We start from the raw sequence: 24,949 nt of genomic DNA on the forward strand, positions 1-24,949 counted from the left end.
TCCCTCAGGAACAAAAGACTTATGTTTACGGCTTCCACTCAACTTAATGTGGCCCTCATTTGTGGGCCAACCGACATGCGTAAAGCCATTGATGGTTTATGCAATATTGTCGCCTACGATCTGGAAAAAGAACCCTGTAGCGAACAATTATTTGTTTTTTGTGGTCGAGCACGAGATAAAGTCAAAATTCTCCAATGGTCTCATAATGGTTTTTGGTTGCATTACAAACGCTTGGAAAAAGGCACTTTTCAATGGCCGGGGATTGACGATGAAAATCTGTCGATTCAAGTATCTTCTCGTCAACTTAATTGGCTGCTAGATGGACTTCCACTGCAATCTCACGATGCACATCCACATTTAACCTATCGATATCATGACGATTAGGGTATTTGGTTGGTATAATCCAACCTATGAAAACACCGAAAAATGACCTACCAAATGATGTTGAATTGCTTAAGAAATTATTACTTGAGCAAGAGGCTCTATTGGGTGAAAAAGACTCCCAGCTTGCTCAATGGCAGTCTAAATACGAATCGATTCTTGAACAATGGCGTTTGGCCCAACAAAAGCAGTTTGGGAAAAGCTCTGAGGTCTCACCCGGTCAAGGTGAACTGTTTGATGAAAACCTCACAGACTTAGAAGAAGACACGACTGAACTTGAAACAGAAACGATCTCGTATACTCGAGTGAAACCGATACGTAAGCCGTTACCAAAAGATCTACCTCGTGAACGTGTCGTGCTGGATTTACCTGAATCTGAAAAAGTCTGCTCTTGTTGTCATGGCGCACTTCATTGTATTGGTGAAGACTCGTCTGAGAAATTGAATTTTATCCCAGCACAGCTTAAAGTCATCGAAACGGTTCGCCCTAAATACGCGTGTCGAACGTGTGAAAAAACGGGCACTCATAACGCAATCAAACAAATGCCTGTGCCGCCAAACATTATCCCCAAAAGTATCGCGACACCGAGCTTATTAAGTCAGGTGATCACAGGCAAGTTCCAATACAGCTTACCTTTATACCGACAAGAGACGCTGTTCAAGCAATACGGCATCGAACTGAGTCGGAAAACCATGTCGGATTGGATGGCGAAATGTTCGGTCGCGTTACAACCACTTTATGATCGACTGCATCAAATATTACTCGAACAACTTGTTTTACAAGCGGATGAAACCACGTTGAATGTGATAAAAGAAGCACGATCAAACTGTTATATGTGGGTGTATTGCAGTGGTAAAGACAGACCTGACAAGCAAAACCCCATACCAAACATTGTTTTATACGACTTCCAGCAAACGAGAAAAGCACAATGCGCGATCGACTTTTTACAAGGCTTCGATGGCTACCTCAATGTGGACGGTTATCAAGCGTACGAATCAACCAACGCAACCCTTGCAGGTTGTTGGGCACACGCACGTCGAAAGTTCGTGGAAGCCGAAAAGGCCATGCCGAAAGGTAAAGCGGGAAAGGCGCAAATGGCGATTAGCTACATCAAAAAACTCTACGCTATCGAATCACTGTCAACACAAGAAGGGACTGTAGAAGACGCCTTCCGAATCAGAACAGAAAAAGCCCCTGAAATACTGGCGGCCTATAAAGCATGGTTAGAGAAATCAGCCCAACAGGTGCCACCAAAATCCTTGCTTGGAAAAGCGATTCAATACAACCTCCATCAATGGAAAAGCTCACCGTTTATCTTAAAGATGGCCGAATTAACATCGACAACAACCGAGCCGAACGCGCCATCAAACCCTTCGTCATAGGACGTAAGAACTGGTTGTTCTCAAACACAGGCAATGGCGCGAGATCCAGCGCCATACTTTACAGCATCATCGAAACCGCCAAAGCGAATGGACTGATTCCATACGATTATCTGGTGGCACTGTTTGAAGAATTACCAAAATTAAACGATGAGAATAAAGAAAGCGAATTAGAAAAATTACTTCCGTGGAATATTAAGTAGAGATAACTGAAAAGAGTATTTTCCGCTGCCTCCTTGCAGCACAGTATCATCCTGAAAAGCGACAGAGCCTCCATCCTGAAGGCTTAGACACATCCATGTGTCCTCTGTCTAATATCAAAATTAGTACAGAAAACGACCAAATGCAAGCGTTCATTTAATTAATGAGGCTTTACTGGGTGTGGTTCGCCAGACGGTTACAGACATATAACTGTTTGCTACAGGGTTCTTTTTTAGATCGTACGTGACGATTTTTCATAAACCACCAATGGCTTTTTGTATGTCCGTGACACTGTAGATATAAGTGAGATATGTTGCTGAGAAGAAGCAGAAAAAATAAACCCGTTTTTAAAGGAAGAAAAATCTAATGACTTTATAGATTTTTGAGAGGGTTAACATGTTTGGTTTAGAGAACGATTAAAAATACTAAATGAATTTATAAAAGAGTCTAATTTGAGTTTAAATAATCGCTATTTTCACAGAAATTATTTAAACCCATATTAAATTTTTATCTATAAATTAGTGTAGGTAACCACATAGTAATAGATGGAATAAAAGTAAGTAGTAAAAGTACGACAACCAAAGGTATTAAGAAAGGAGCGGTAGAAATAACACACCTTTCAAACGGTATATCGGATACTTTAGCCAGTACGTATAGAACCATCCCAACTGGTGGCGTTAACAACCCCAGCATAAGATTTAAAATTAAAATGATACCGAAATGTACAGGATCAATACCAATTTGAATGGCGATAGGTAAGAGAACAGGAACCAATATTGTAATTGCAGCGATTGTTTCCATAAAACAACCAATTACTAAAATAAGAAGTGTAATAATCAATAAGATTAATATCCTATTATCAGTAAAAGATAGCAGCTGATCAGCAAAGAAGGTGGCGAATTGGTTCGCTGTCAGAATCCATGCAAATATTGTTGAGGCCGCAACAATCATCAATATTGAAGCCGTTGTTTCTATAGTTTCTTGTGAGACCTTGAGTATTTTTTGAAAGGATAATGTTTTATATACAAACAATCCTAGGAATAAACTATAAGCCACGGCTGCTATTGCAGCTTCTGTTGGTGTAAACACACCTGTAGATATACCGCCAACAATAATTACCGGAGTCAATAATGGAATACTTGCACGTTTAAAGGTATTCCATAACACTTTAATATTAAAATGATCATCTTTTGGATAATTACGTATTTTAGCATACCAAGATACCATTACCATTAATGAGAAAGCCATTAATAGTCCTGGAATTAAACCTGCAACAAAAAGTTGTCCAATTGATGTATCAGCCATTACTCCGTAAATTACTAAAGGTAATGAGGGAGGAATAATCGGTCCAATAGTAGATGATGCAGCTGTAATACCTACAGAAAAATCCGTATCGTACCCAGCATCTTTCATCGCTTTAATTTCTACATTACCTAGACCTCCAGCATCGGCCACTGCGGCACCAGACATACCTGCAAAAACAACACTAGCGCCTATATTTACATGTCCAAGCCCACCAGGAAGCCATCCTACGAGAGAGCGTGCAAAATCAAAGATACGATTAGTAATGCCTCCTGTATTCATTAGGTGGCCAGCTAAAATGAAGAATGGGATAGCTATCAAAGGAAAGCTATTTATTCCATTAACCATATTATGTAAAAGTACTATGTTTGGTATACCTTCTACGACAATAAAGAATAGTGAAGCTAACCCTAAAGAAACTGCAACCGGCACGCCAATTACCAATAAGAAAAATAATATGAGAAACATCAATAAAATAATCATGGTTATCCTTGGTTAGATAGTGCCTGAGCGTTAAGTTTTTTAGCTAATTCATCTGAAGGTTGAATGATTTGTTTATATGCTAATATTACAGAGTGTAAGGTCATTAAGAAGAAACAAATAAATATAATCCAGTAGATTAAGCTTTTGGGTATTGGTAGAGATATTAATGATTGAGTTATTTTTATAGCAACCTGAGATGAAAGATAAGCACAATATCCATAGAAAGCAATGCAAAACAACTGTGATATTATTACTAATGTTTTAATGTATGAGTTTTTTATAAAACGATAGAAAAACTCTAGGAAAATATGACCCCCTTTTCTTGCTACGGTTACTGCACCAACGAATCCTAATAGAAGCAAAAGATAACGAGATGCTTCTTCTGTCCAATCTAAGGAATTGTTAAGAAAGTAACGAGTGAAAAATTGAAGAAATACAATGACAACTAATGCCCAAAAAATGATCATTGCTGGTATATCTATCATATTGAATTTAAAATCATCCTCAATTTGGTTTTCATCAACCAAATTGAGGGGTGATGTATGAATATTATCCATAGCATCTTTTTTATGATGATTTTTCACCATTTATCCCCTCTTACTCTATGATTAAAGTGCTTTTAAGCGATCTAATTGTTCTTGAGTGAAACCATTTTTTTCAGGGATTAAATATGGTTTTAAAGCATTTTGAAAAGGCTCTCGATCAACAGTATTTACTATAACACCTTCATCTTTAAACCATTGTATTAAGTTTAATTCTGAGGTGTTTATTTCATCAGAAGCCTTAATTGCAGCTTGTTTTGTAATAGCGACAAGTTTGGAATAATCTTCTTCACTCATTTTGTTTTTTGTATAGTTAGAAATTATGGTGACGAGTGAGTTTGTCATATGCCCTGTTAAGGTTATATATTTCTGTACTTCGTAAAATTTCTTAAACTTAATTGTTGGTAATGGGTTTTCTTGGGCATCTACAAGACCCTGTTGTAAAGCAAGATATACTTCTGCAAATGCGAGTGGAGTCGGATTTGCTTTTACTGCTTTTGGGAACATTAAGTAAAGAGGTGAATTTGGAACCCTAATTTTTAATTCTTCCATATCTTTTGGAGAATTAATTGGAATATTAGAGGTGACATGACGAACTCCATAATAAGTTAGAGTTGTTGCTTCATTTCCTGTTGTTTGACTATAACCATTTGCTATTTCTTTAAAAAGGTCACTATCACGGTAAGATTTCCAGTGATCATAGTCTCGTATAACAAATGGAAATGCTGAGATTTTAAGAGGAGGATATGATTGTGCAGGTAAACTTTCAGCACTATAGATTATGTCAACTGTTCCGAAATCTAATGCTTCATTAAGCTCAACTTCTTTACCCAATGATGAAGACGGATATGCATTTATTGTTACACGACCGTCAGTTTGTTTTTTTATTTCTTCAGCTGCCCATAAAATTGCTTCATTATAAGGGGTGCCTACTTCATATACATGAGCCCACTTTAAATTAGCGGCATGTATATTACTGCTTATTACTCCAGAGATTAAAATAGCGCCAGCAGCTAGAGTCGTTTTCTTTAAAAATGTGACTTTACTTCTTATTGTTTTATTATTCATATCATTACCTTTTTATTATGTTTTTAATAGGAATTTTAGTGTTTTTAATTATTTTTTAATAAGGTTTCTTTTCACTAAGTTTTGTATTAATGAATTTATTCCAAATACCCAAGGAGTTGCGTTAGAGCTGTGAGTTACAGAATTGTAGAGCATCCCAATCTTAGGTGTGCTAATCATTACAGCATCACTCAATTTATGAGTAAAACCACCACCGATGTCATCACGGTCTTGTGTCGGTGAAAATAGAGTTCCTAAAAATAAAAGGAAACCATCAGGGTATTGATGATTTTCATTAATTGTTTGTTTAACTAGATCGACAGGGCTACGGCTAATTTTATTCATTGAAGATAACCCTTGCAGGGTGTATCCATCAGTCCCTTTTACTTGAAGAGTCACTTCACAGGTGTTGATGTCTTCTAAAGTAAAGTTATCATCAAAAAGACGAATGAAAGGGCCTATTGCACATGATGCATTATTGTCTTTTGCCTTACTTAGTAATAATGCGCTTCGCCCTTCGAAGTCGCGTAAGTTTACATCGTTTCCTAATGTTGCACCTTGAATTTTTCCCTTACTATTAACGGCTAGAACAATTTCGGGCTCAGGATTATTCCATTCAGATTTTGGGTGTATACCTATAAAAGCTCCGGTACCTATTGCTGATAGTACTGGTGCTTTCGTAAAAATTTCAGCGTCTGGACCAATGCCTACTTCTAAGTATTGAGACCACATCCCTTTTTCGATCAGTAGCTCTTTTAATTGCATTGCTTTTTTTGAACCAGGAACAACAGCACTTAAATTATTACCGATAACTTGTTCAACGGTATTTCTTATTGCCTTTGCTTTTGCTGACTCTCCTCCAGCTTGTTCCTCAATTACTCGCTCTATCATACTTGATGCAAATGTAACGCCTGCGGCTTTAATTACTTGAAGGTCAGCTGGTGCAAGAAGATGCGGTGTATTTATATCTGCTTTTTCATGAGAATTCTCTAACAACGTATTTACGCTGCATAAATACTTCCCGGGTGTTGTTAAGAAGGCCTCTGCAGAATTATCTAGCTCTAAAAAGCTACTTAGCGTTGGAAAGTGTGCGGATATATCAAAGACATCTTCTTCACGAATAACAATAATAGATGGTCCAGAAGGCGTACCAGGTACCCAAGCTCGGCCGATCAGTAAAGCCTGACTGGCATCAAGAGGTAAGGTATCCTGTTTTGTAGGCTTGATCGACATAAATCATACTTCCTTTTTTTTTTAGATATGTACATTAGGGTGGCGTATCAATAATATCCAATGATATATTGTCGATATTCAATAACCACACGTTATCAGTATTAGAGGATTTATGTCTGATTTTTCATTTTCTGCTTTTTGTAATTGGGTAAAATTTAGACATCTTTTTTTGTTAGACTCACTTGGGCGAACGAAAAATATGCATTTAACTGCTCAGCAAATGAATTTGAGCCAGCCTGCAGTGAGTAAAATGCTAAAAGAAATAGAAACCTTGCTTGGTTTTGAGGTCTTTGAAAGACAGACACGAAGCATGGTTCCAACAAATTTAGGTGAACATGTTGTTAGGTATGCACACACAACATTAAATGAATCCAAAAATTTTGTTGAGCATATTAATAGTTTACATAAGGGGGGATATGGCTACCTAAAAGTGGGAGCTATTTTTGCGGCAACTTCTGTAGTAATTCCAGAAGCCATTATTGAAATAAAGCAGCGCTTCCCTTTATTAAATGTAGAATTGGTAGAACAAACAAGCGGAAATCTAATGACGATGCTTAAAGAAAACACTTTAGATCTAGCAATAGGCCGACTTGCAGAACAAGATCAACAGCAGAACTTTGATTTTATCCCTTTAGCTCCTGAAAATTTTTGTGTGGTTGTTAACTCTAGTCACCCTCTTTGTCAGGAAGAAGTGGTTTCTCTTGATAAGTTATTTGATTGGCCTTGGTTACTGTACCCAAAAGGAACACCTATCAGAAATCGTATGGAAGAGTCATTTTCTAATGCTGGAGTTGTATTACCGCAAAACATTATTGTGACAATATCAGTAAACACTTTTCTTGAATTGTTACAACGCGGTCCAATGATCGGAATGCTACCAACTGTAATGGTTAAACCTCACATCGAAAGTGGAATGTTTACGATACTTCAAACACCTTTAGACTTAGCGCCTCAATTTTACGGCATTTTAAAAAGGAAAAACGAGGAGTTATTAGGGCCAGCTTTAGAGTTCGCCAACATTCTTCAATACAATGCAAAACAAACTTTAGATGCTGGAAATCCACTTATCGATTCCATTTAGTTATCAACTAATCAATAAAGACCATTGGTAAGTTATCAATATTGGACATAAATTATCGTAAATAATAAAACGATATGGAAAAATATGTCTGATTATAGTGGTTACAATTTTGTCGGTAATACCCGTAGTGCCAATGGTAATGTCATTTTAAAAAGTAGAAATGCTTTTACAAATCTTGAGTTACCTTCTTCATTTTATCAAGCAACTAACGATGAAATCGATTCTGCGTGTCAACTCGCTGCATCTGCATTCCCGATATTCAATAAGCTTTCAGCTAGTCGTCGTGCAGAATTTTTGAATAAAATTGCTGATGAGTTAGATGGCCTCTCAAATGATTTTTTTGATTTAGTTCGACAAGAAACAGCTTTAGATGAAGCCCGTATAAAAGGGGAATGTGGACGTACTAGTAATCAGATGAGGTTGTTTGCTGATTTATTAATACGTGGTGATTTTTATGATGTCAGAATTGATACTGCCATTCCTGATAGATCTCCAGTCCCCAAAGTTGATATTCGCCAATGCCGCATGGGTGTTGGTCCTGTGGCTGTTTTTGGAGCAAGTAATTTCCCTTTAGCATTTTCTACCGCAGGTGGAGATACCGCCTCAGCACTAGCAGCAGGATGTCCTGTAATATTTAAAGCACATAGTGGGCATATGGAAACAGCTGAGAAAGTGGCAATCGCGATATTGAGAGCTGCTGAGCAAACATCTATGCCTGATGGTGTTTTTAGTATGATATTTGGTGCTGGCGTTGGTGAAAGATTAGTAAAACATTCTGATATCAAAGCTGTAGGTTTTACTGGTTCCTTATCTGGGGGTAAAGCAATATCTGATATGGCAGCAAGTAGACCTAATCCAATTCCTGTATTTGCAGAAATGAGCAGCATTAATCCCGTTATTTTATTACCTCAAGCTCTAGCCACAAGACGTCATAAAATAGCCACGGAACTGTCTGATTCAATCACTTTAGGTGTTGGTCAATTTTGTACTAATCCTGGTCTTATTATTGGTGTTAGTTCACCACAGTTTAGTGATTTTATTAGTAAAGTCACCGATGAAATATCACTTAAACAAAGTAAAACTATGTTGAATAGTGGCGCTTTAGCTAATTATAAAAAAGGATGTGAAAAATTAGAAAATCATCCACAGATTAATATGTTAGCTAGCTCGGAAAGTGCTGATAACAAAGCCACGGCTTACTTATATCAAGCACCTGCTGATTTACTGTTGAGTGGAAATGAATTGCTTCAAGAGGAAATCTTTGGTCCTGCTTCTATTGTTATTGAAGTGAATGATATGGCGCAATTAACAGCTTGTCTTAATGCTATGCATGGACAGTTAACAGCTACATTAATAGGTGAAGAAGAAGAGTTGAATGACTCTGTAGAATTACTTTCGATACTTGAAAATCTAGCTGGTAGAGTGCTTATTAATGGTTATCCAACAGGTGTAGAAGTTTGTGATGCAATGGTTCATGGTGGGCCCTTTCCTGCCACTTCAGACTCTAGAGGAACATCAGTAGGGTCATTAGCTATTGATCGATTCTTACGTCCTATTTGTTTTCAAAATTACCCAGATTCACTTTTACCAGATGCTCTTAAAAATAATAACCCTTTAGGGATATTACGTTTGGTCAATGGTGTGAAAACAACAAGCTTAATTCAAAACAATTTAAAAGTAGCGAGATGATTTTTATGAAAGGTAAAAAAGTACTAATTACTGCAGCAGGTCAAGGAATTGGGTTGTCTAGTGCGAAAGCATTTTTAGATGCAGGTGCTGATGTTTATGGAACCGATATTAATATCAAAAATCTAGAAGGGTTGCCGGGACTTACTGCGCTTTATCTTGATGTAACTTCTGAATCAGAAATTTCTGCTTTGGTTGAGAAAATCGGAAATATCGATGTTCTTTTTAATTGTGCTGGCTATGTACATGCTGGAAATATCCTAGAGTGTGATGAGAATGCATGGAATAAATCTTTTGACCTTAATGTAACTTCGATGTATCGAATAGTCCGAGCATTTTTACCTGGCATGATAGAGCAAGGAGGAGGTGCCATTATAAATATGGCATCGGTAGCTTCTAGTGTTAAAGGTGTTCCTAATCGTTTTGCTTATACAGCAAGTAAAGCTGCAGTTATAGGTCTTACAAAATCTATTGCATCGGATTTTATTGGCCAAGGTATTCGGTGTAATGCGATATGTCCAGGTACTGTCGACTCTCCCTCGTTACGACAGCGTATCACTGAGCAAGCAGAGCAGCAGGGTGTTTCTGAAAAAATTGTTTATCAGCAATTTATTGATCGTCAGCCAATGGGACGTATCGGAACTTCTGAAGAGATAGCAAAGTTAGCTCTATACCTTGGTTCAGATGCCTCAAGTTACACATCTGGAACAGTACAGGTTATTGATGGCGGAATGAGCATCTAAATATAATTATTTATACAATATTTAAGTAATAGGAATAGTAATGAAATTATTACGATATGGCGTTAAGGGTTTTGAGAAACCTGGGTTGCTGGATGATCAAAATCAGATTCGTGATTTAAGCGGGTACATTGATGATATTTCAGGAAACACTCTAAGTAATAAAGGAATATCTGAATTAAAAAAAATAGATATTAACTCTCTTCCAAAAGTAGAGGGAAACCCTCGAATTGGACCTTGTGTAAATCATGTTGGTAAGTTTATTTGTATTGGTTTGAATTATGCTGATCATGCTGCTGAATCAGGCATGCCAGTCCCAGAAGAACCAGTGATTTTTAGTAAATGGACATCGGCAATTGTCGGTCCGAATGATGATGTCAAAATTCCTAAAGGCTCAGAAAAAACTGATTGGGAAGTGGAGTTAGGTGTTGTCATTGGTGAAGGTGGCAGTGATATCTCTGAAGCGGATGCAATGAAGCATGTTGCCGGATTCTGTGTCATTAATGATGTCTCAGAGCGAGCTTTTCAATTAGAAGGCACAGGAACATGGGACAAAGGTAAAGGTTGCGATACTTTTGGCCCAACAGGCCCTTGGTTAGTTACGCCTGATGAAGTAGGTGACTTTAATGATCTTGGTATTTGGTTAGAAGTGGATGGTAAGCGTTATCAAAATGGTTCAACGTCCACCATGGTCTTCAAAGTACCTCATTTAATTGCCTACTGTAGCCGCTTTATGAGTCTGCAACCGGGTGACATCATTTCAACTGGTACTCCTCCTGGAGTTGGTTTAGGTTTTAATCCACCTATTTATTTGAAAGGTGGTGAAGAAATGAAACTGGGAATTGATAAACTCGGAGTTCAACGTCAAACTGTTGTAAAAGCCTAAGCTCAGTGATACTAACTTCTATGACAGGATTTTCTGTACTTTATATGTTTAATAACTGATTAACTAGGGAACCTGCGAATAAGTTGAACTATTCATCTTTAATTTTTTGCAAAACGCACTAACAGTAATTGGCTAGATCGTTTTATAAATTTCTTATCACTAAATGAAGCTAAATAAGCTTCATTTAGTGAGTTTTTAACGGATTAATCCCTCATCACTCGTATCATTTGATCCACTCTGACTACATTAGCAATGTACGAATAACATCGCTAACTTATTGTTATTTTTAGTCAATCCACGATAAATACTTTTCTAAAACTAAGCTGATACTTGACGTCTTCTAAAGGCATGTTCGACTTTTGCTCTAATACTGGCTTTGATATATCACATTCTAATAGGTTGTTTATTTTTTCTAAGATGCTTTTTTAAAGTTTTTATTTTGCTTGTCTATTATTTCGAAAAAATAGCCGCAATCAACCTGTAATGGTCTAAATAAAATCAGTTATCATCAGTTCAAGTTCTAGTGGTTTGATGTCTTGGGTTGAGGCTGTTTTACCTTAAAGCAGGCGGATGGCAGAACAGCTTATCCGCTATTATATACAACATTGGTAAAGTATTAGTGATCCAGCCATCGAAGACACTTCACATGAGATTATGTTAATGCGCTTCTTTGAAAAATGCTTAAGGGGTAGTATAAAGCGCTATAAATCAAGGCGAGATTTAATAAATGTTAAAAATGCTTCGATGCGAGATGCTAAAGCTGTATGTTTGTAGTACACCGCATTGACCTGCTCTCTAGGGTTAGGGGTATTTATTGACCCAGATAATAAGCTAACTAAATTTCCCTCTTTGATGTCTTTACTCACCATAAAGTTAGAAAGCAAAGCGATACCATTGCCCGCTAAACATAATTGACGAACGGTTTCACCACTACTGGCTTTAAGGTTCATTGTCAATTGGATGGGGGGAGTCGTTGGTAGGGTATTTAGGCTGGTAATGTCCGAAAAGCCAATGATGTCGTGTTGAGCTAATTCTTCTACGGAGTTCGGTGTGCCATGTGCTTGTAAATAATTTGGTGAGGCGACCATGTGAAGCTGGCTTCGGCCGAGCAGGCTTGCGTGTAAACCTGAGTCTGTTAATGCACCAATTCGAATCGCTAGGTCGGTTCGTTTTTCAATCAAATCAATAATACTGTCGCTTGATACCAACTCAAGCTCGATGTCTGGATACGCTGCTTTAAAAGGTTTAACCAAGGGTACTAATTGATGCAGTACAAAAGGGCTGGCGGCATCTAAGCGTAATCGACCGCTAGGGCGTGTTTTTTGCTCCGTTAGCGCAAACTCCGCACCAGCAATCTGTTCCATAGCACTGCGAATCGCCATGATAAAACGTTCGCCTTCATACGTTAGGCTGACTTTTCGTGTCGTACGTGTAAATAGACTGCAAGCGTGTTCTTGTTCTAAGCGTGCCACAGCACGAGATACTTTTGCGACTTGAATGTCCAATGCATTGGCCGCCGCTGAGAAGCCCCCATGATCGGCAACCGCAAGTAATATTTCTAAGTCTTCCGTTTTAGAGCGGATGCTATTCATTGATTATTCCATTACATTATTTTTGCATTTATCGATAAAGTAATTTGTCATTTATGCTGTTTTTGTAAATATTAGCAAGCTTCATACTTCACTCCAACAAAACTTGAAATGTTTCTTTTAAGAACTGCTTTCTTTAAGGGATGTTTCTTCACATAGGAGTTCATGATTATGCCACTTGCTCTTTGGGCGCTAACACTCAGTGCCTTTGCAATAGGAACCACAGAATTTGTTATTGTCGGCTTGATACCGACGATAGCAAATGATTTGTCTGTCAACTTGCCCAGTGCAGGCTTGCTTGTCAGTTTGTATGCGTTAGGTGTTGCGATTGGCGCGCCAGTGTTAACCGCTTTAACGGGAGCGCTTAATCGTAAATGGTTGCTCATTGGTCTAATGAGTTTGTTCATTCTTGGCAACATGCTGGCTTGGGCAGCGCCGGGGTACAACTCACTGATTGTGGCGCGTATTTTAACCGGATTGGCTCACGGAGTATTTTTCTCGATCGGTTCGACGATAGCGACTCGTTTGGTGCCGAAAGAAAAAGAAGCCAGCGCGATTGCCTTGATGTTTACAGGTTTGACAGTCGCCCTTGTTACCGGTGTTCCATTAGGAACTTGGATTGGGCAGCATTTCGGCTGGCGTGCGACTTTTTTAGTTGTCTCAGCATTGGGCTTAGTCTCCATGATTGGCAGTGCTATCTTGGTGCCAAATAATCTAAAACAATCCCCGAGTGCCAGTTTGGTAAAACAAATGTCTGTATTGGTTAAGCCACGTTTACTTTTGGTGTATGCCATGACAGCAGTAGGTTACGGTGGAACGTTTGTGGCGTTTACATTTCTCGCATCCATTCTTGAATCTGTGAGTGGTTTCCCATCTTCCGCCATTGGTTTGATCATGTTGGTGTATGGCGTATCGGTAGCGATTGGCAATATCTGGGGCGGAAAAATGGCCGACCGCATTGGTCCGGTTAGTGCCTTGTCTTATATTTTCTTGGCTTTGGCTGTTGTACTGGTTCTTTTTTACTTCACTGCGCCTTATCCATGGTTAGCGTTATTAACGGTATTAGTTTGGGGAGCCTTTGCTTTTGGCAATGTGCCTGGTTTGCAAGTGTATGTAGTGCAAATTGCTGAGCGAGAAACGCCTCACGCAGTAGACGTTGCTTCGGGTTTAAATATCGCTGCGTTTAATGTAGGGATTGCTTTAGGAGCGCTGATTGGCGGACACATTGTTGATCAATATCGTTTAATCGATACGGCTTGGGTTGGTGGTGTCATTGTGTTGGTGGCGTTGGTTTTGACACGCTTTAGCGGTTACTTAGATAAAAAAGACCGTTTTGCAGTCCAATTAAATAACGTGTAATAGGAAGGGTGCTATGAAAAATATCAATTTTACGCTGGGAATGGGCACTTTTCGACGACAAGATAAAGTCGCTTATGACTCTGTGAAAATGGCGTTAGAAGAAGGCTATCGCCATATTGATACAGCACAAATCTACGGTAATGAAGCCGAAGTGGGACAAGCCATTGCAGATAGTGGTATCCCAAGAGACGAATTGTTTATCACGACAAAAGTGTGGTTCGAAGCCTTTAGTGAGGACAAATTCGTTGAAAGTGTGAAAGAGAGTCTTTCTAAGTTGAAAATCGATTATGTTGATTTACTTTTGATTCATTGGCCGTCACCGCAAGATGAGGTAGATATGACGCTGTATCTAAATGAATTGAAAAAAACGAAAAAGATGGGGCTAGCACGCGAAATTGGTATTTCTAACTTCACCATAGCCCTAACTCAACAAGCGTTAGATATTCTTGGTGAAGGCGAACTATTCACTAATCAAATCGAGGTGCATCCATATTTGCAAAATGACAAATTGGTGGACTATTGCCAAGCCAATGGTATTCAAGTGACAGGATACATGCCGTTTGCCTATGGCAAAGTATTAGCAAATGAGACGCTAAAATCTATTGCTGAAAAAAATCAGATCAGTACTGCACAGCTGGTTATTCAGTGGTTAGCTCAACGTGATATTATCACGATACCGTCGTCTACTAAACGTAAGAATCTTAGGTCTAACTTTGAACAAGTAAGCGTTAAACTAAGCGATGCCGACATGAATTATATTGCCGAATTGGACTGTAATGATAGACAAGCTAACCCTGATTTTTCTCCGAAATGGGATCTATAGTGTTAGGAAAGATGCGAACAAGTCCTTCCCATTAGACAATTCATTCTTAACCTTCGAGTATTCCCATGTCACATCAACTCACTTTTGCCGACAGCGAATTCAACAACAAATGTCGTAAAACACGCAAAGAGATTTTCTTGGCTCGAATGGATAACTTGATGCCGTGGCAGCTTGAAGCGGTTATTGAACCCTTCTATTCAAATGCTGGGAAGTCCAGTGAGGCCAATTTTCTTGCTGCCATATCCACATAACCCCCCCCTATGATTTGAATAACATGATTAATCAAATCAAAATGTAATTTGAATGGAGTCCATAAACGCATCATAGGCGTTTTGAAAAGTGGGTAAATGGAAGGCGCTTTAAGGGGCGGTTGAGCGTAAAAGTGGGGTGGTCTCGAACAAATCATTTTGTGACTTGGTCTACAAAATAACACTTAATAGGTTATTTTTTGTAGACCTTTTATGGTGCTGATAAGGCTTTAATCCCACGGAAATTCTACTTTACTGCGAATCAAAGCAACACAAATGTCCAAAAACATGCTTTGATTCAAAGTAATTGAAAGCATGCATTTATGGATGTTTTGGTCTTTAAGGTATGAGCTAATTTGGGATGCTTTGATTAGAAGGGTAGAGGTCATGAGGTAAGAGGGGACCAAAATGGGCCAAAATCCCATGATATAGAGCTTTATTGCCTTATGTTGCTTTGATTCAAAGGATGTATGTTTACTAAGGCATTGAATACGTTATATAAAGTTGTTGAATGCCATGTAGGGGAATATTCAGAGTAACCTTGACATGGTAGATGTCAGCAGTTCGAATCTGCTTAGTCCTACAGAATTACTTGACCATTACAGTAAGCTAGTGTTTGAAATGATTGTTGGTGGGCAGCGCCAGTAATTTCCATCGAATAACATTTCGATAGAAATCACAAGCGAGCAGAATCAAGCCGCATTGGCTAATGTAAGAGTGTGCTTTTAATCATGTTGGATCATTTAGTGAATGCCTAGTGATCTTAATATTCATATTTTAGTTTGAAAACCGACGAGCCAATTTTGGCTTCATCCATTTGCTCCAAACAGGTGTTTGGGTAAAAAGAATAAGCGCAATCGACATAAATAATACAGTCGATAATGGGCTACTGAATAAATGAATGAACAAGTCGGTTACGCTGCCTCGTTCTGTGAGAATGGCGCGACGCCAGTTTTCATCTGTCAGAGAGCTTAAAATCACACCTAAAATAACGGGGCCAACTGGAAACCCGTAAAGTCGCATAAAGTAACCGAATACCCCAAATGCTAGCATCCACCAAATATCCGTAATCGCGTTGTTAATCGCATAAGCGCCAACAATCGAAAGTAGAAAAATCAGCGGTATCAAGATGCCTTTAGGGCATTCGACAATTTTTGAGAACATTCGAATCCCCGTTAAACCGAAAATCAATACGAAAATATTCGCCAAGGCGAGGTTGCCAACGGTAAACCAGAACATGTGTGGCTGCTCTATCATAAGCAGAGGGCCAGGGTTTAGGCCGTGAATGAATAACGCACCAATAAAGACGGCAGTTACTGCATCTCCCGGAATACCTAATGTAAGCATCGGAATATACGCACCACCTACGGCGGCGTTGTTAGCAGATTCTGGTGCGATTAAGCCTTCCTTCGCGCCTTCACCAAAAGGTACGTCTGGATTTTTCGTCACTCGCTTGGCGTGATCGTAGGCCATCAATGCGGCTATGTCTCCACCTGTGCCTGGTAAAGCACCAATAATGACGCCAATAAAAGAAGTTTGTAGGCTAAGAGGTAGGTACTTTTTGATATCAACCCATTTTGGAATGATACGAGAAATTTTCTGTTTTATAACGGCCTTATCCATATGGTGAAGCTGGTGTAAGGCTTCTGAAATACCAAACATGCCGATCATCACAGCAATAGGATTAATGCCGTCCCAAAGCTCTATCACACCAAAGGTAAAACGCTCTTCGACTGTCATTGGGTCCAATCCAACAGTACCGATGAGTAACCCCAAAGCTCCTGCGAAAATGCCTTTAGCGAGGCTGTTACCAGATAGCGAACCGACTAATAAAATGCCTAATATGCCAAGCATCATGTAATCACGTGGTTGGAAGGTGATGGCAAACTCACTAATAGAAGGCGCTGCCAAAGCCAGTACAATAATGCCGACAAAACCGCCGATAACAGACATAACGGTGGATAAGCCAATCGCTTCTCCCGCTAGGCCTTTTCTCGCTAATGGGAAACCGTCTAATGCCGTTGCAATAGCCGAAGGCGCTCCTGGTATATTTAATAAAATGGCGGTTCGAGAACCACCATACACGCCACCCATATAAACACCAATCATAAGACAAAGCGCATTGTTTACATCCCATGAAAAGGTGAAAGAGATCAAGATGGAAACGGCCATCGTGACTGACAATCCCGGAATAGCACCAACATAGATGCCTAAAAAAGTCCCTAATGCGGTTAATCCTAGCAACTCTGGAGATAGCCATGACATGGCGAAAAAACTCAAAGAATCCATAAAATGATTATCTCCACAAGGCTTTAATTGAAGCTATGATTTCACGCTCAGGGACAATGCCTTCTGGCAATACCACTTGAAAAGCGAGGCGAAAAATGACGTAGACCACCATCAAAGAAAGTAAGGTGATAGACAATGTGGTTAGTACACTACGACGGTATAAAAACTGAATGGTAATAAACAAAAATAAAAAGCTCGAAAGAATAAAGCCAAGGCTTTCGAGTATTACTGCATACACCAAAATGAGAGCCATAATAATGGCTACCATAGGAGGCAAACAATTATGAGCAAAGCGTTCGCCTTTGGCTGCAGGAAGTTTCAGAGTATTAACAAAGATAATACACGAGGCCAGAACCATTGCCGCAGAAGTCGCCATAGGAAAGGCACCAGCGGAACTTAATTCGCTGAATCCTGCAATGCTATACGCTTGAAAAAACAAATACACGCTGCCTAGAACCAATAATAAACCAAAAGTACGTTCACCCGGTTTGCGTGTTTTTTGTGAAGAGAATTGACTGGACATTGTTACCCTAGATAAAACGAAAAATAGAGTGATAAAACCAGTCTAACTTGTTTTATCACTCTATGCGGTCAATGGAGATCTAGACAGCTATGGTTTGCTGATAGAAAATTTCTCTGGTGAAAACTTACTGAAACCAGCGTCATAGACTAACCAAGAGGAAGTAGAGCGGTAAGTCTCAAGAAATGAACTTGCTTCCGCGCCTGAGGTATTCATTATGGTGTAACCACTTTTTTCCATAAGACTTACAAAGTCTGGGTTCACCGCCGCTTTTTTAAAGGCAGCTTGCAGTGTTTTAACGGCGTCATCAGGTGTGTCTTTTTTCACAAATACGCCAAAAAATGGTCCCCAAGGAAGGTAAGCTTTCATGCCTGGTAACGTGTCTGTAATCGGTGCGACGTTAGGCAATAAAGGGTTTCTTTCTACATCAACCATACTTAGCGCTTTCATGCGGCCTGCTTTTATATGCTCAATGGCTGCGCCCAGTACTGCAGGCATCACATCAATCGCTCCACCTTGTAAAGCGGTTAGTGCTGGACCATCGCCTTTATAAGGAATACTGATGTAATCCAGTTCGACTTGAGAAGCTAACATGGCTAATACGATGGATGTTAGGCCGCCTTTGCCTGTTGAACCAAGTTTGACTTTGTTTGGGTTCGCTTTGGCGTAATCGATAAATTCTTGCATGGTGTCATAAGGTGCGTCGCTTCTTGCCATAATCATTGGCGTGCCACGAGCTAAAAGAGAGATAGGAATCATATCACTATAATCAATATTAGAAAGTCCCAATACCCTATGCATTTGTGGGTTTTCAGCGCCCATTAGCAAGGTGTAACCATCGGCTTTTTTCTTATCAACGTACTTCATTGAAATTGCGCCAACGCCACCACTTTTATTCGTCAGAATTAGGTCTGTGCCAAGTTCTTTTTCAACATGAGGAGCAATAGAGCGCATAACATTATCGGTTGAGCCACCAGCTCCCCACATGATGACACCTTGGATGTCTTTGTTAGGGTAGTCGGCAAAACTTGCCGTGCTAGTAAGAGAGAGGGTTGCGAGCAAAGCAAATGTTATTTTTTTCATTATTTTCTCCGGTTTACCCTTTTGATGGGGTAGCTCTAGACATAGTAGAGCATTTTTTTATTGTTAGTTGTGGCATTAAAAATGGATCACACTTTTTAGCTTCATCATCTTAATGGATGAAGAAAAATAGAGAAAGATACTATCTATTTGATGTTGTTATATTTCCTCATGGCTAAATGATACTTGAATTTAAGGTGCATGCGAATAAGCCTCGTAAATGAAACTGTTCATTTTTAACCTTTCAGCCTTGCCATGAGACATTAACGTTGCTTTTATCGTAAGCCAAATAGCTTTTTTCATCGGACTTACCGTGTTTTTATTTATTCTATTCGAGAAGATTTCTATCAATTCCGTAGATAATTCATGCGATTAATGGCATTCTAGCTAAATGATTTTTTAGATTGTTTTTATGGGTTTTTGTATGATTGATATATCAAAAGTGAATAAAGAGTTGGCTGATGCAACACCTCTTGAAATTATTGAGTGGGCTGTTAAGCAGGGTAGTAATCCTATTGTATCAACACACTTTGGGCCATTCGAAGCGGTTGTTTTACACACAGCGGTTGCCGCGAAGAAAGACATTACTGTTGTTTGGGCGGATTCTGGTTATAACACTCGAGATACTTATGTCGTTGCTGAGAAGCTAATCAGATCATTGGAGTTGGATGTTCAAGTTTACACTCCGAAAATTACTGCCGCTCGTTGGGATAATGCGTTTGGTGGTGTGCCAGATGTGGGAGAAGATCGTCATGTTGAGTTTACAGAAAACTTTAAACTGGAGCCGTTTACCAGAGCGATGAAAGAAGTTGCTCCCGATGTTTGGATTACAGGCGTTAGGGCAGAACAAACAGAGTTTAGAAAGAATATGGAAGTGATTAGCCAAGGTGCTGATGGTGTTATAAAAGTTGCGCCTTTCTTACATTGGAAAGAAGCTGATATGCAAAATTATCTGAACGAACATGATTTGCCGAATGTTCAAAGTTATTTTGACCCAACGAAAGGTTTATCAAACCGTGAATGCGGTCTTCATACTCAGTTATAAGAGGCCGCATAAGCCTTTCAAAATAATCAGCACAGCAAAAATGTTGTGCTGATTATGTCTCTCGATTTCTACATTGGTTCAAATACAGAACCTAAACTCGGAACAAACAATCTGTTATACATGCGGCTGGCGTAATCGTCTGTCATGGATGCCATGTAATCACAGATGATTCTGAGTCCGTTTTCACCTCGTTCTTGGCTCTTACGCCACTCTGTTGCTATTTCTCTTGGCAATAGTCGATTCGGATCCGCAGTATAGGCTTCAAACATTTCTAATAACATTTGTTGGCCTTTATAGACCAGCATTTGCACTTCTGGTCGTTGGATAATGTGCTGCATTTCGAATTGTTTTAATAAGGAAAGTGCTTGGCGCTGACCTTCCGGTAAGCCAACTTGAAAGCGCAGTAACGGGTGTTCAAAACGTGTGTTCTCAACTACTTGGCAAGATGTGATAAACCAACTGACTAAGTCGCCGATGGCTTCTTTTCGTAGATGGCTCTGACGGCTGAAAAGCTGTGTTCGAATGTTATTCAGGTTTTTCGCCAAATAAGGTGAGGCGAGGGCAGATAATTTCGGTTCGAGGTGCTCAAGCCACATATCTTTGGTGACCATGCCGAGTACGATGGCGTCTTCCAAATCATGAACGCCATAAGCAATGTCGTCGGCTAAGTCCATGATGCTGGTATCGAAACTGGCGTGTTTGGCTTTAGCGTGACCACCAGACTCGGCTTCTTTGACTTCTTGTAACGCTGTTTTATCAGCTTGACTAAAAGGCTCGATGATCCAGTTTAGTAGATCGGCCTCATCTTCATAAACACATTTTGGTGGTGCCCAATCAGACGCTTTGAATTGACGAAAATTGGTTGGTTTTTCTGGATAAGTACCAACAACGTCTTTGTGTAAAACAGGATATTTCAGGATACCAAGCAAGGCGCGACGAGTTACGTCCATACCGAAAGTTGGCGAATAAGAACCACGTTTACCTAAGATACGTAATGACTGAGCATTACCTTCAAAACCGCCATTGGACTGCATTATGTAATTTAGAGCGACTTCTCCGCCGTGACCAAAAGGCGGATGGCCGATGTCATGGCTTAAACAAATAGTTTCAATTAAGGCATCGTCAGCGAGCCATTTCTGAAAATCTGCCTCTGCGGGCGAACTGTGTTTTAACTGATGTACTATGCCACTGCCAATTTGGGCTACTTCAAGAGAATGAGTTAGGCGTGTGCGGCTGTAATCGTTTTGACGAATGGCGAGAATTTGCGTTTTGGATTGCAAGCGGCGAAAAGCAGCGCTGTGGATAATACGTGCTCGATCCCGCTGGTATGGCGTTCGATAGTCGTTGTCACGGGAGGCTTTATGTCCGGACTGTCTTGCTTGCCAAGGTAGTAGGTCGTTGATTTGCGCATTTGCCATTCTTGTCATCCACTGGTGTTCATGATTTTTCGGCTAAGGGGATTCTGATCCTTTGAGACTTAGTCATCTTTCATGAAAACACGATATAGGTCAATGTTCGTAGTAAAAGCTTTGGGCATAATAGAATTTATTATAAGGAATCTTTATGTTTAATACACAACATCTCATGACATTTAAAGCTCTGGTAGAAACAGGAAGTTTTACTCGTACAGCCAAACAATTAGGGTTAACTCAGCCAGCAGTGAGCCAACATATTCAAAAGTTAGAGAGTGATTTGGGCGAGCGGTTATTAATTAGACATGGTCGCACGACGGAAATTACCAAGGCTGGAGAGCTTTTGCTTAATCATATCAAAGCATTAGAAAAATGTTACGACAGTTTCTCGATGTCGTGGCAAGTGCATTTGATGACAAAAAATACAGAGAAAGAATTAAGCGCTTCTTAAATTAATACGCTGCTCTTAAATTATCTCTGTCTTTGCTAATATTAGCGGATATGTTTGGCTAAGGTTTGATAAAAACCATATAGGATGCCAGCCGTGACGCCCCAAATGCGGATTTCTTGGTACTCCACTTCAAAATAGCCACGGGAAATAGCGTCGAGCTTTTTCCTTTTGAAACGATAGTTTTGCGGAGTGAGTAAATGACGCAAAGGCACCCAATGAACGGACTTTACTTCTTCTTCACATAAACTTAATTCACTTCTTCGCGTCATTTCAGCAATGACAGGTTTGATGCAGTAACCTGATAACGTACAGTAATCGCCCAATTCACCTAATAAATCAAAGCAATCTGGCGCGAGCCCAACTTCTTCTAGTGTTTCTCGTAGCGCTGTGTATTGAATACTGGCATCGTCAGGGTCATGCTTGCCGCCAGGAAAAGCGATTTGTCCTGGGTGGTTGCGCATGTGCAGAGCGCGTTGTGTTAAGAGCACATACAATTCTCCATCCTCCGGCTTACGCCAGATTGGAATAAGTACTGCTGCTGAGCGGTAATCCAACCCATAACCATTAGGGAACATTTCCTCATCAGGGTTATGAATTTGTTGCGCGTAAGGTTCCTTGTCTAAGGCAGCGCGGATTTCATCCAGGCTCAGGTCAATCGGTGGAGCATTTAAAAACTGCTCTATGTCAGACATGATACGGCCTATTTCAAAAAGACATGTTCTAGAGTATGAGTTAATTTACCTACTTTGGTAAAGGTTTCTTGATATTCTTCTAGGCATTTCGAATCGGCAACTAATCCACCACCAGCCCAACAATGCAAATTCCCATGGTCAGCGACAAGTGTTCGAATGGTGATGCTGGAATCCATTTGGCCATTGGTACTGAAATAAGCAATAGAACCACAATAAACAGAACGTTCATGAGGTTCTAATTCATCAATGATTTCCATCGCACGAATTTTCGGTGCGCCGGTAATAGAACCACCGGGGAAACTTTGATGAAATACGCGAATGGCTTGATCCGCTTGGTCAATTCTGCCTTCTACAGTAGATACTAAATGATGCACGTTGGCGTAGCTTTCTAAGGCAAATAATTTAGGCACTTTGATGCTGCCAGTTAAGCAAGTACGGCCAAGGTCATTACGCAACAAATCGACAATCATTAAGTTCTCGGACCGATTCTTCTCGGACGCGATTAGCCAATCTGCATTGGCTTTATCTTCTTCGGGTGTTGTCCCACGAGCGATGGTGCCTTTTATAGGTTTGGACTCTATACGTCCGTTATCACACAATAAAAAACGCTCTGGAGAATGGCTTAGTATGCTTTGCTCAGGAGAGATTTCCATATACGCGGAAAATGGCGTTGGGCAGACATCGCGCAAGGCCTTGTATGCGGTAAGAGTGTCACCTTGGTAAGTACTGGAAAAGCGCTGTGCCAAGTTCACCTGATAGCAATCGCCTGACTGAATGTAGTCTTGTACCTTGGCGAATTTCTGCGCGTAGTCGTCTTCTGACATGTTGGAAACGAAAGGCGTTTGTAAAGTGAATGGCGTGTTTTGATTGGTTTCAATACTAGACGTGACATTATCAGACACAGAATCTAATCGGCTGAGAATATCAGCGGTTTCTTCATCACTGCACCAAGGTGTGATAATCAATTCGGTGGATTTTTGAGTATGGGACGTCACCACCGCCCAAGCGTAAAGCCCCATATTCATGCTGTCTAATTTAATGTCGTGTTTTACTGTATCTGGTAATTGTTCGACAAAATGGCCGCTTTCGTAACCGTAGTAGCCTAATAAACCACCCGTAAATGGCAAATCTCTTGGTGCAGAAATTGCCCAAGGTTCTTGGCAAATTAAAGTCATGAGTTCGTTTAATAAATCCATCGGATTCTGTGTGTTTTGCAACTCATAAAGTGGTGTTTTTTGCCATGTAATTAGCGAGCTATTTTTAGACGGATGAATACGCGCCAGCGGAGTTGCAACTAATATATCGTGGTTTGTATCAGGGAAATGTTCATGGTTACTATCCAGCAAAGCTGGAAAAGGTAAATCTCGTACGGCAGAAAAGAAAGACAGTAACGATGCCTGATAAGGAAGATTTACCCGTTTGATTTCTGACATTTATTTTAATACCTAGTAATATTCAATTATCTATCTCATTGTATTCTTTTAACAAAGTTCCTCACAGGGTAATTGTAAGTGTCTGACGTTTTTTTTCTTTCTTTACCAAAAGCACGCATTGCGTATCGTCTTTATGAAAATCCCAATGCAGAAACAGACCGCGTTTGTCTGCTGTTACATGGTGCGGGCGTCGCAGGGGAAATTACTTATTCTCCGATGCTGCCGTATTTTACCCAGTGGCGTTGGATGCTAGTGCCTGATTTAAAAGGCATGGGCGATTCTTTTCATCATCATGGAGAAGAAGATCCAGTAACAATTGATGAGCTTACTGACGAAGTAGACGCGTTATTAGCGCACGTTGAATGGGACGACTTTGATCTGGTTGCCTATTCACTTGGTGGTTTGGTGGCGTTGAATTTGAACTACCGACGTAGCCAACAAGGTAAATCAAAAGTAAAAATGGCCCTGTTAGAGCCGGCGTCTTTTGATCGAGAAAACGTATCAACTTTAATGGACGTTCGTTTGAAGTATCGCCATGCGTCGAAATTGATCCGTGAAACCGGCGATGTGGAATTGGGCGTCGCGTCTTTTATGGATGGTGTTTCACCTAATCGTCGTAAGCATCCTGTAGCCGAAGCAACAACGCAGTCTCGCCTTGCTCATCGCCCTTTTGGTTTTGCCTATGCGCTGGACGCAGTAACAGATCATGTTGAAATTATGGCAAACCAACCAAGTTTACGAGACGAGATGATAGCGGCTTCCGATCAGGTGTTTTTGTTTTCTGGTGAGTTAAGTCATGAGGCATTAAAACAGCATTATGAATTATTGAATCAGCGTAACGAAGCGTGGGAACACAAAACCATGAGCGCCTGCGACCATTCTTTGCCTTTTCAAAAACCAAGACAAATCGCGAATCATATTAACAAATGGTTTTCAGTAGGTTAGTTTTGATACCAGAACGACCTAAACATTAGAATGATAAGACGCGAGTAAGGATGCTCGCTTCTTCTAAAAATCAAAACAAGGAGG

Annotated in this window: 21 protein-coding genes and 2 pseudogenes; 12 read left to right on the forward strand and 11 right to left on the reverse strand. The window is 40.0% G+C overall.

The annotated features are described in order from the left end of the window. The first annotated feature begins 21 nt into the window (after positions 1 to 21). Positions 22 to 384 (forward strand): IS66 family insertion sequence element accessory protein TnpB, encoded by a 363-nt coding sequence (gene tnpB, locus MUS1_RS07005; protein ID WP_036160582.1) that lies wholly within the window; start codon positions 22 to 24, stop codon positions 382 to 384. Between the two features lie 26 nt (positions 385 to 410). Continuing rightward, positions 411 to 1,963: pseudogene (gene tnpC / locus MUS1_RS07010) on the forward strand (IS66 family transposase). Between the two features lie 505 nt (positions 1,964 to 2,468). On the opposite strand, the gene MUS1_RS07020 reads toward tnpC, so the two are convergent. From MUS1_RS07020 to MUS1_RS07035, 4 genes are read right to left on the reverse strand one after another with little or no spacing between them, the layout of a single operon-like run. Further along, the gene (locus MUS1_RS07020; RefSeq protein WP_036160592.1) at positions 2,469 to 3,746 is read right to left on the reverse strand and encodes a TRAP transporter large permease; all 1,278 of its coding nucleotides are present in this window, start codon (positions 3,744 to 3,746) and stop codon (positions 2,469 to 2,471) included. A 2-nt stretch (positions 3,747 to 3,748) separates the two neighbouring features. Next, the gene (locus tag MUS1_RS07025; protein ID WP_051436158.1) at positions 3,749 to 4,333 is read right to left on the reverse strand and encodes a TRAP transporter small permease; all 585 of its coding nucleotides are present in this window, start codon (positions 4,331 to 4,333) and stop codon (positions 3,749 to 3,751) included. A gap of 21 nt (positions 4,334 to 4,354) precedes the next feature. Beyond that, on the reverse strand, positions 4,355 to 5,356 hold the full coding sequence (locus MUS1_RS07030; protein WP_036160593.1) for a sialic acid TRAP transporter substrate-binding protein SiaP: 1,002 nt from the start codon (positions 5,354 to 5,356) through the stop codon (positions 4,355 to 4,357). Between the two features lie 48 nt (positions 5,357 to 5,404). After that, positions 5,405 to 6,586: a fumarylacetoacetate hydrolase family protein gene (locus MUS1_RS07035; RefSeq protein ID WP_036160596.1), complete on the reverse strand. Its 1,182-nt coding sequence runs from the start codon at positions 6,584 to 6,586 to the stop codon at positions 5,405 to 5,407. A gap of 112 nt (positions 6,587 to 6,698) precedes the next feature. Here MUS1_RS07035 and MUS1_RS07040 point away from each other — a divergent pair, with 112 nt between their 5' ends. The 4 genes from MUS1_RS07040 to MUS1_RS07055 all read left to right on the forward strand — a co-directional run bounded on the left by MUS1_RS07040 (position 6,699) and on the right by MUS1_RS07055 (position 10,979). Then, positions 6,699 to 7,667, forward strand: coding sequence for a LysR family transcriptional regulator (locus MUS1_RS07040; protein ID WP_036160599.1), 969 nt, complete (start codon positions 6,699 to 6,701; stop codon positions 7,665 to 7,667). An 84-nt stretch (positions 7,668 to 7,751) separates the two neighbouring features. After that, positions 7,752 to 9,356 (forward strand): aldehyde dehydrogenase (NADP(+)), encoded by a 1,605-nt coding sequence (locus MUS1_RS07045; protein WP_036160601.1) that lies wholly within the window; start codon positions 7,752 to 7,754, stop codon positions 9,354 to 9,356. Positions 9,357 to 9,361: 5 nt separating this feature from the next. Continuing rightward, a complete protein-coding gene (locus tag MUS1_RS07050; RefSeq protein ID WP_211236440.1) occupies positions 9,362 to 10,096 on the forward strand; it encodes an SDR family oxidoreductase in 735 nt (244 codons plus the stop codon). A 40-nt stretch (positions 10,097 to 10,136) separates the two neighbouring features. Further along, on the forward strand, positions 10,137 to 10,979 hold the full coding sequence (locus MUS1_RS07055) for a fumarylacetoacetate hydrolase family protein (protein WP_036160604.1): 843 nt from the start codon (positions 10,137 to 10,139) through the stop codon (positions 10,977 to 10,979). Between the two features lie 701 nt (positions 10,980 to 11,680). Here the strand turns inward: MUS1_RS07055 and MUS1_RS07060 are convergent. After that, the gene (locus MUS1_RS07060; RefSeq protein WP_036160606.1) at positions 11,681 to 12,571 is read right to left on the reverse strand and encodes a LysR substrate-binding domain-containing protein; all 891 of its coding nucleotides are present in this window, start codon (positions 12,569 to 12,571) and stop codon (positions 11,681 to 11,683) included. 168 nt (positions 12,572 to 12,739) lie between these two features. On the opposite strand from MUS1_RS07060, the gene MUS1_RS07065 reads away from it, so the two are divergent. The 3 genes and pseudogenes from MUS1_RS07065 to MUS1_RS07075 all read left to right on the forward strand — a co-directional run. Then, positions 12,740 to 13,927: an MFS transporter gene (locus tag MUS1_RS07065; protein ID WP_036160610.1), complete on the forward strand. Its 1,188-nt coding sequence runs from the start codon at positions 12,740 to 12,742 to the stop codon at positions 13,925 to 13,927. 13 nt (positions 13,928 to 13,940) lie between these two features. Further along, on the forward strand, positions 13,941 to 14,750 hold the full coding sequence (gene dkgB / locus MUS1_RS07070) for a 2,5-didehydrogluconate reductase DkgB (RefSeq protein ID WP_036160612.1): 810 nt from the start codon (positions 13,941 to 13,943) through the stop codon (positions 14,748 to 14,750). A 65-nt stretch (positions 14,751 to 14,815) separates the two neighbouring features. Beyond that, positions 14,816 to 14,959, forward strand: a pseudogene (locus MUS1_RS07075) (IS5/IS1182 family transposase); the annotation flags it as partial. A gap of 816 nt (positions 14,960 to 15,775) precedes the next feature. Here the strand turns inward: MUS1_RS07075 and MUS1_RS07080 are convergent. From MUS1_RS07080 to MUS1_RS07090, 3 genes are all read right to left on the reverse strand, one after another. Continuing rightward, positions 15,776 to 17,287, reverse strand: coding sequence for a tripartite tricarboxylate transporter permease (locus MUS1_RS07080; protein ID WP_036160614.1), 1,512 nt, complete (start codon positions 17,285 to 17,287; stop codon positions 15,776 to 15,778). 7 nt (positions 17,288 to 17,294) lie between these two features. Further along, positions 17,295 to 17,810, reverse strand: a complete 516-nt coding sequence (locus MUS1_RS07085; protein WP_036160616.1) for a tripartite tricarboxylate transporter TctB family protein — start codon at positions 17,808 to 17,810, stop codon at positions 17,295 to 17,297. Positions 17,811 to 17,897: 87 nt separating this feature from the next. After that, a complete protein-coding gene (locus MUS1_RS07090; RefSeq protein WP_036160618.1) occupies positions 17,898 to 18,890 on the reverse strand; it encodes a tripartite tricarboxylate transporter substrate binding protein in 993 nt (330 codons plus the stop codon). A 421-nt stretch (positions 18,891 to 19,311) separates the two neighbouring features. Between MUS1_RS07090 and MUS1_RS07095 the strand changes: the two genes are divergently transcribed. Then, entirely contained in the window at positions 19,312 to 19,932 is a 621-nt protein-coding gene (locus tag MUS1_RS07095) for a phosphoadenosine phosphosulfate reductase domain-containing protein (RefSeq protein WP_036160905.1), read from the forward strand. A 68-nt stretch (positions 19,933 to 20,000) separates the two neighbouring features. On the opposite strand, the gene MUS1_RS07100 is transcribed toward MUS1_RS07095, so the two are convergent. Beyond that, positions 20,001 to 21,350 carry an anti-phage deoxyguanosine triphosphatase gene (locus MUS1_RS07100; protein ID WP_084035582.1) on the reverse strand — a complete coding sequence of 450 codons (1,350 nt, stop codon included), beginning with the start codon at positions 21,348 to 21,350 and terminating at the stop codon, positions 20,001 to 20,003. A 145-nt stretch (positions 21,351 to 21,495) separates the two neighbouring features. On the opposite strand from MUS1_RS07100, the gene MUS1_RS07105 reads away from it, so the two are divergent. Then, complete coding sequence (locus MUS1_RS07105; RefSeq protein WP_051436160.1) at positions 21,496 to 21,795, forward strand: LysR family transcriptional regulator; 300 nt, start codon at positions 21,496 to 21,498, stop codon at positions 21,793 to 21,795. A gap of 41 nt (positions 21,796 to 21,836) precedes the next feature. Here the strand turns inward: MUS1_RS07105 and MUS1_RS07110 are convergent, their stop codons facing one another. Both MUS1_RS07110 and pabB read right to left on the reverse strand, forming a co-directional pair. Beyond that, entirely contained in the window at positions 21,837 to 22,487 is a 651-nt protein-coding gene (locus MUS1_RS07110; RefSeq protein ID WP_036160621.1) for an NUDIX hydrolase, read from the reverse strand. 8 nt (positions 22,488 to 22,495) lie between these two features. Further along, positions 22,496 to 23,920, reverse strand: coding sequence for an aminodeoxychorismate synthase component I (gene pabB / locus MUS1_RS07115; RefSeq protein ID WP_036160623.1), 1,425 nt, complete (start codon positions 23,918 to 23,920; stop codon positions 22,496 to 22,498). A 78-nt stretch (positions 23,921 to 23,998) separates the two neighbouring features. On the opposite strand from pabB, the gene MUS1_RS07120 reads away from it, so the two are divergent. Continuing rightward, positions 23,999 to 24,865 (forward strand): alpha/beta fold hydrolase, encoded by an 867-nt coding sequence (locus MUS1_RS07120; RefSeq protein WP_036160625.1) that lies wholly within the window; start codon positions 23,999 to 24,001, stop codon positions 24,863 to 24,865. Positions 24,866 to 24,949 lie beyond the last annotated feature (84 nt).

Source organism: Marinomonas ushuaiensis DSM 15871, assembly GCF_000521805.1.
GTDB lineage: Bacteria > Pseudomonadota > Gammaproteobacteria > Pseudomonadales > Marinomonadaceae > Marinomonas > Marinomonas ushuaiensis.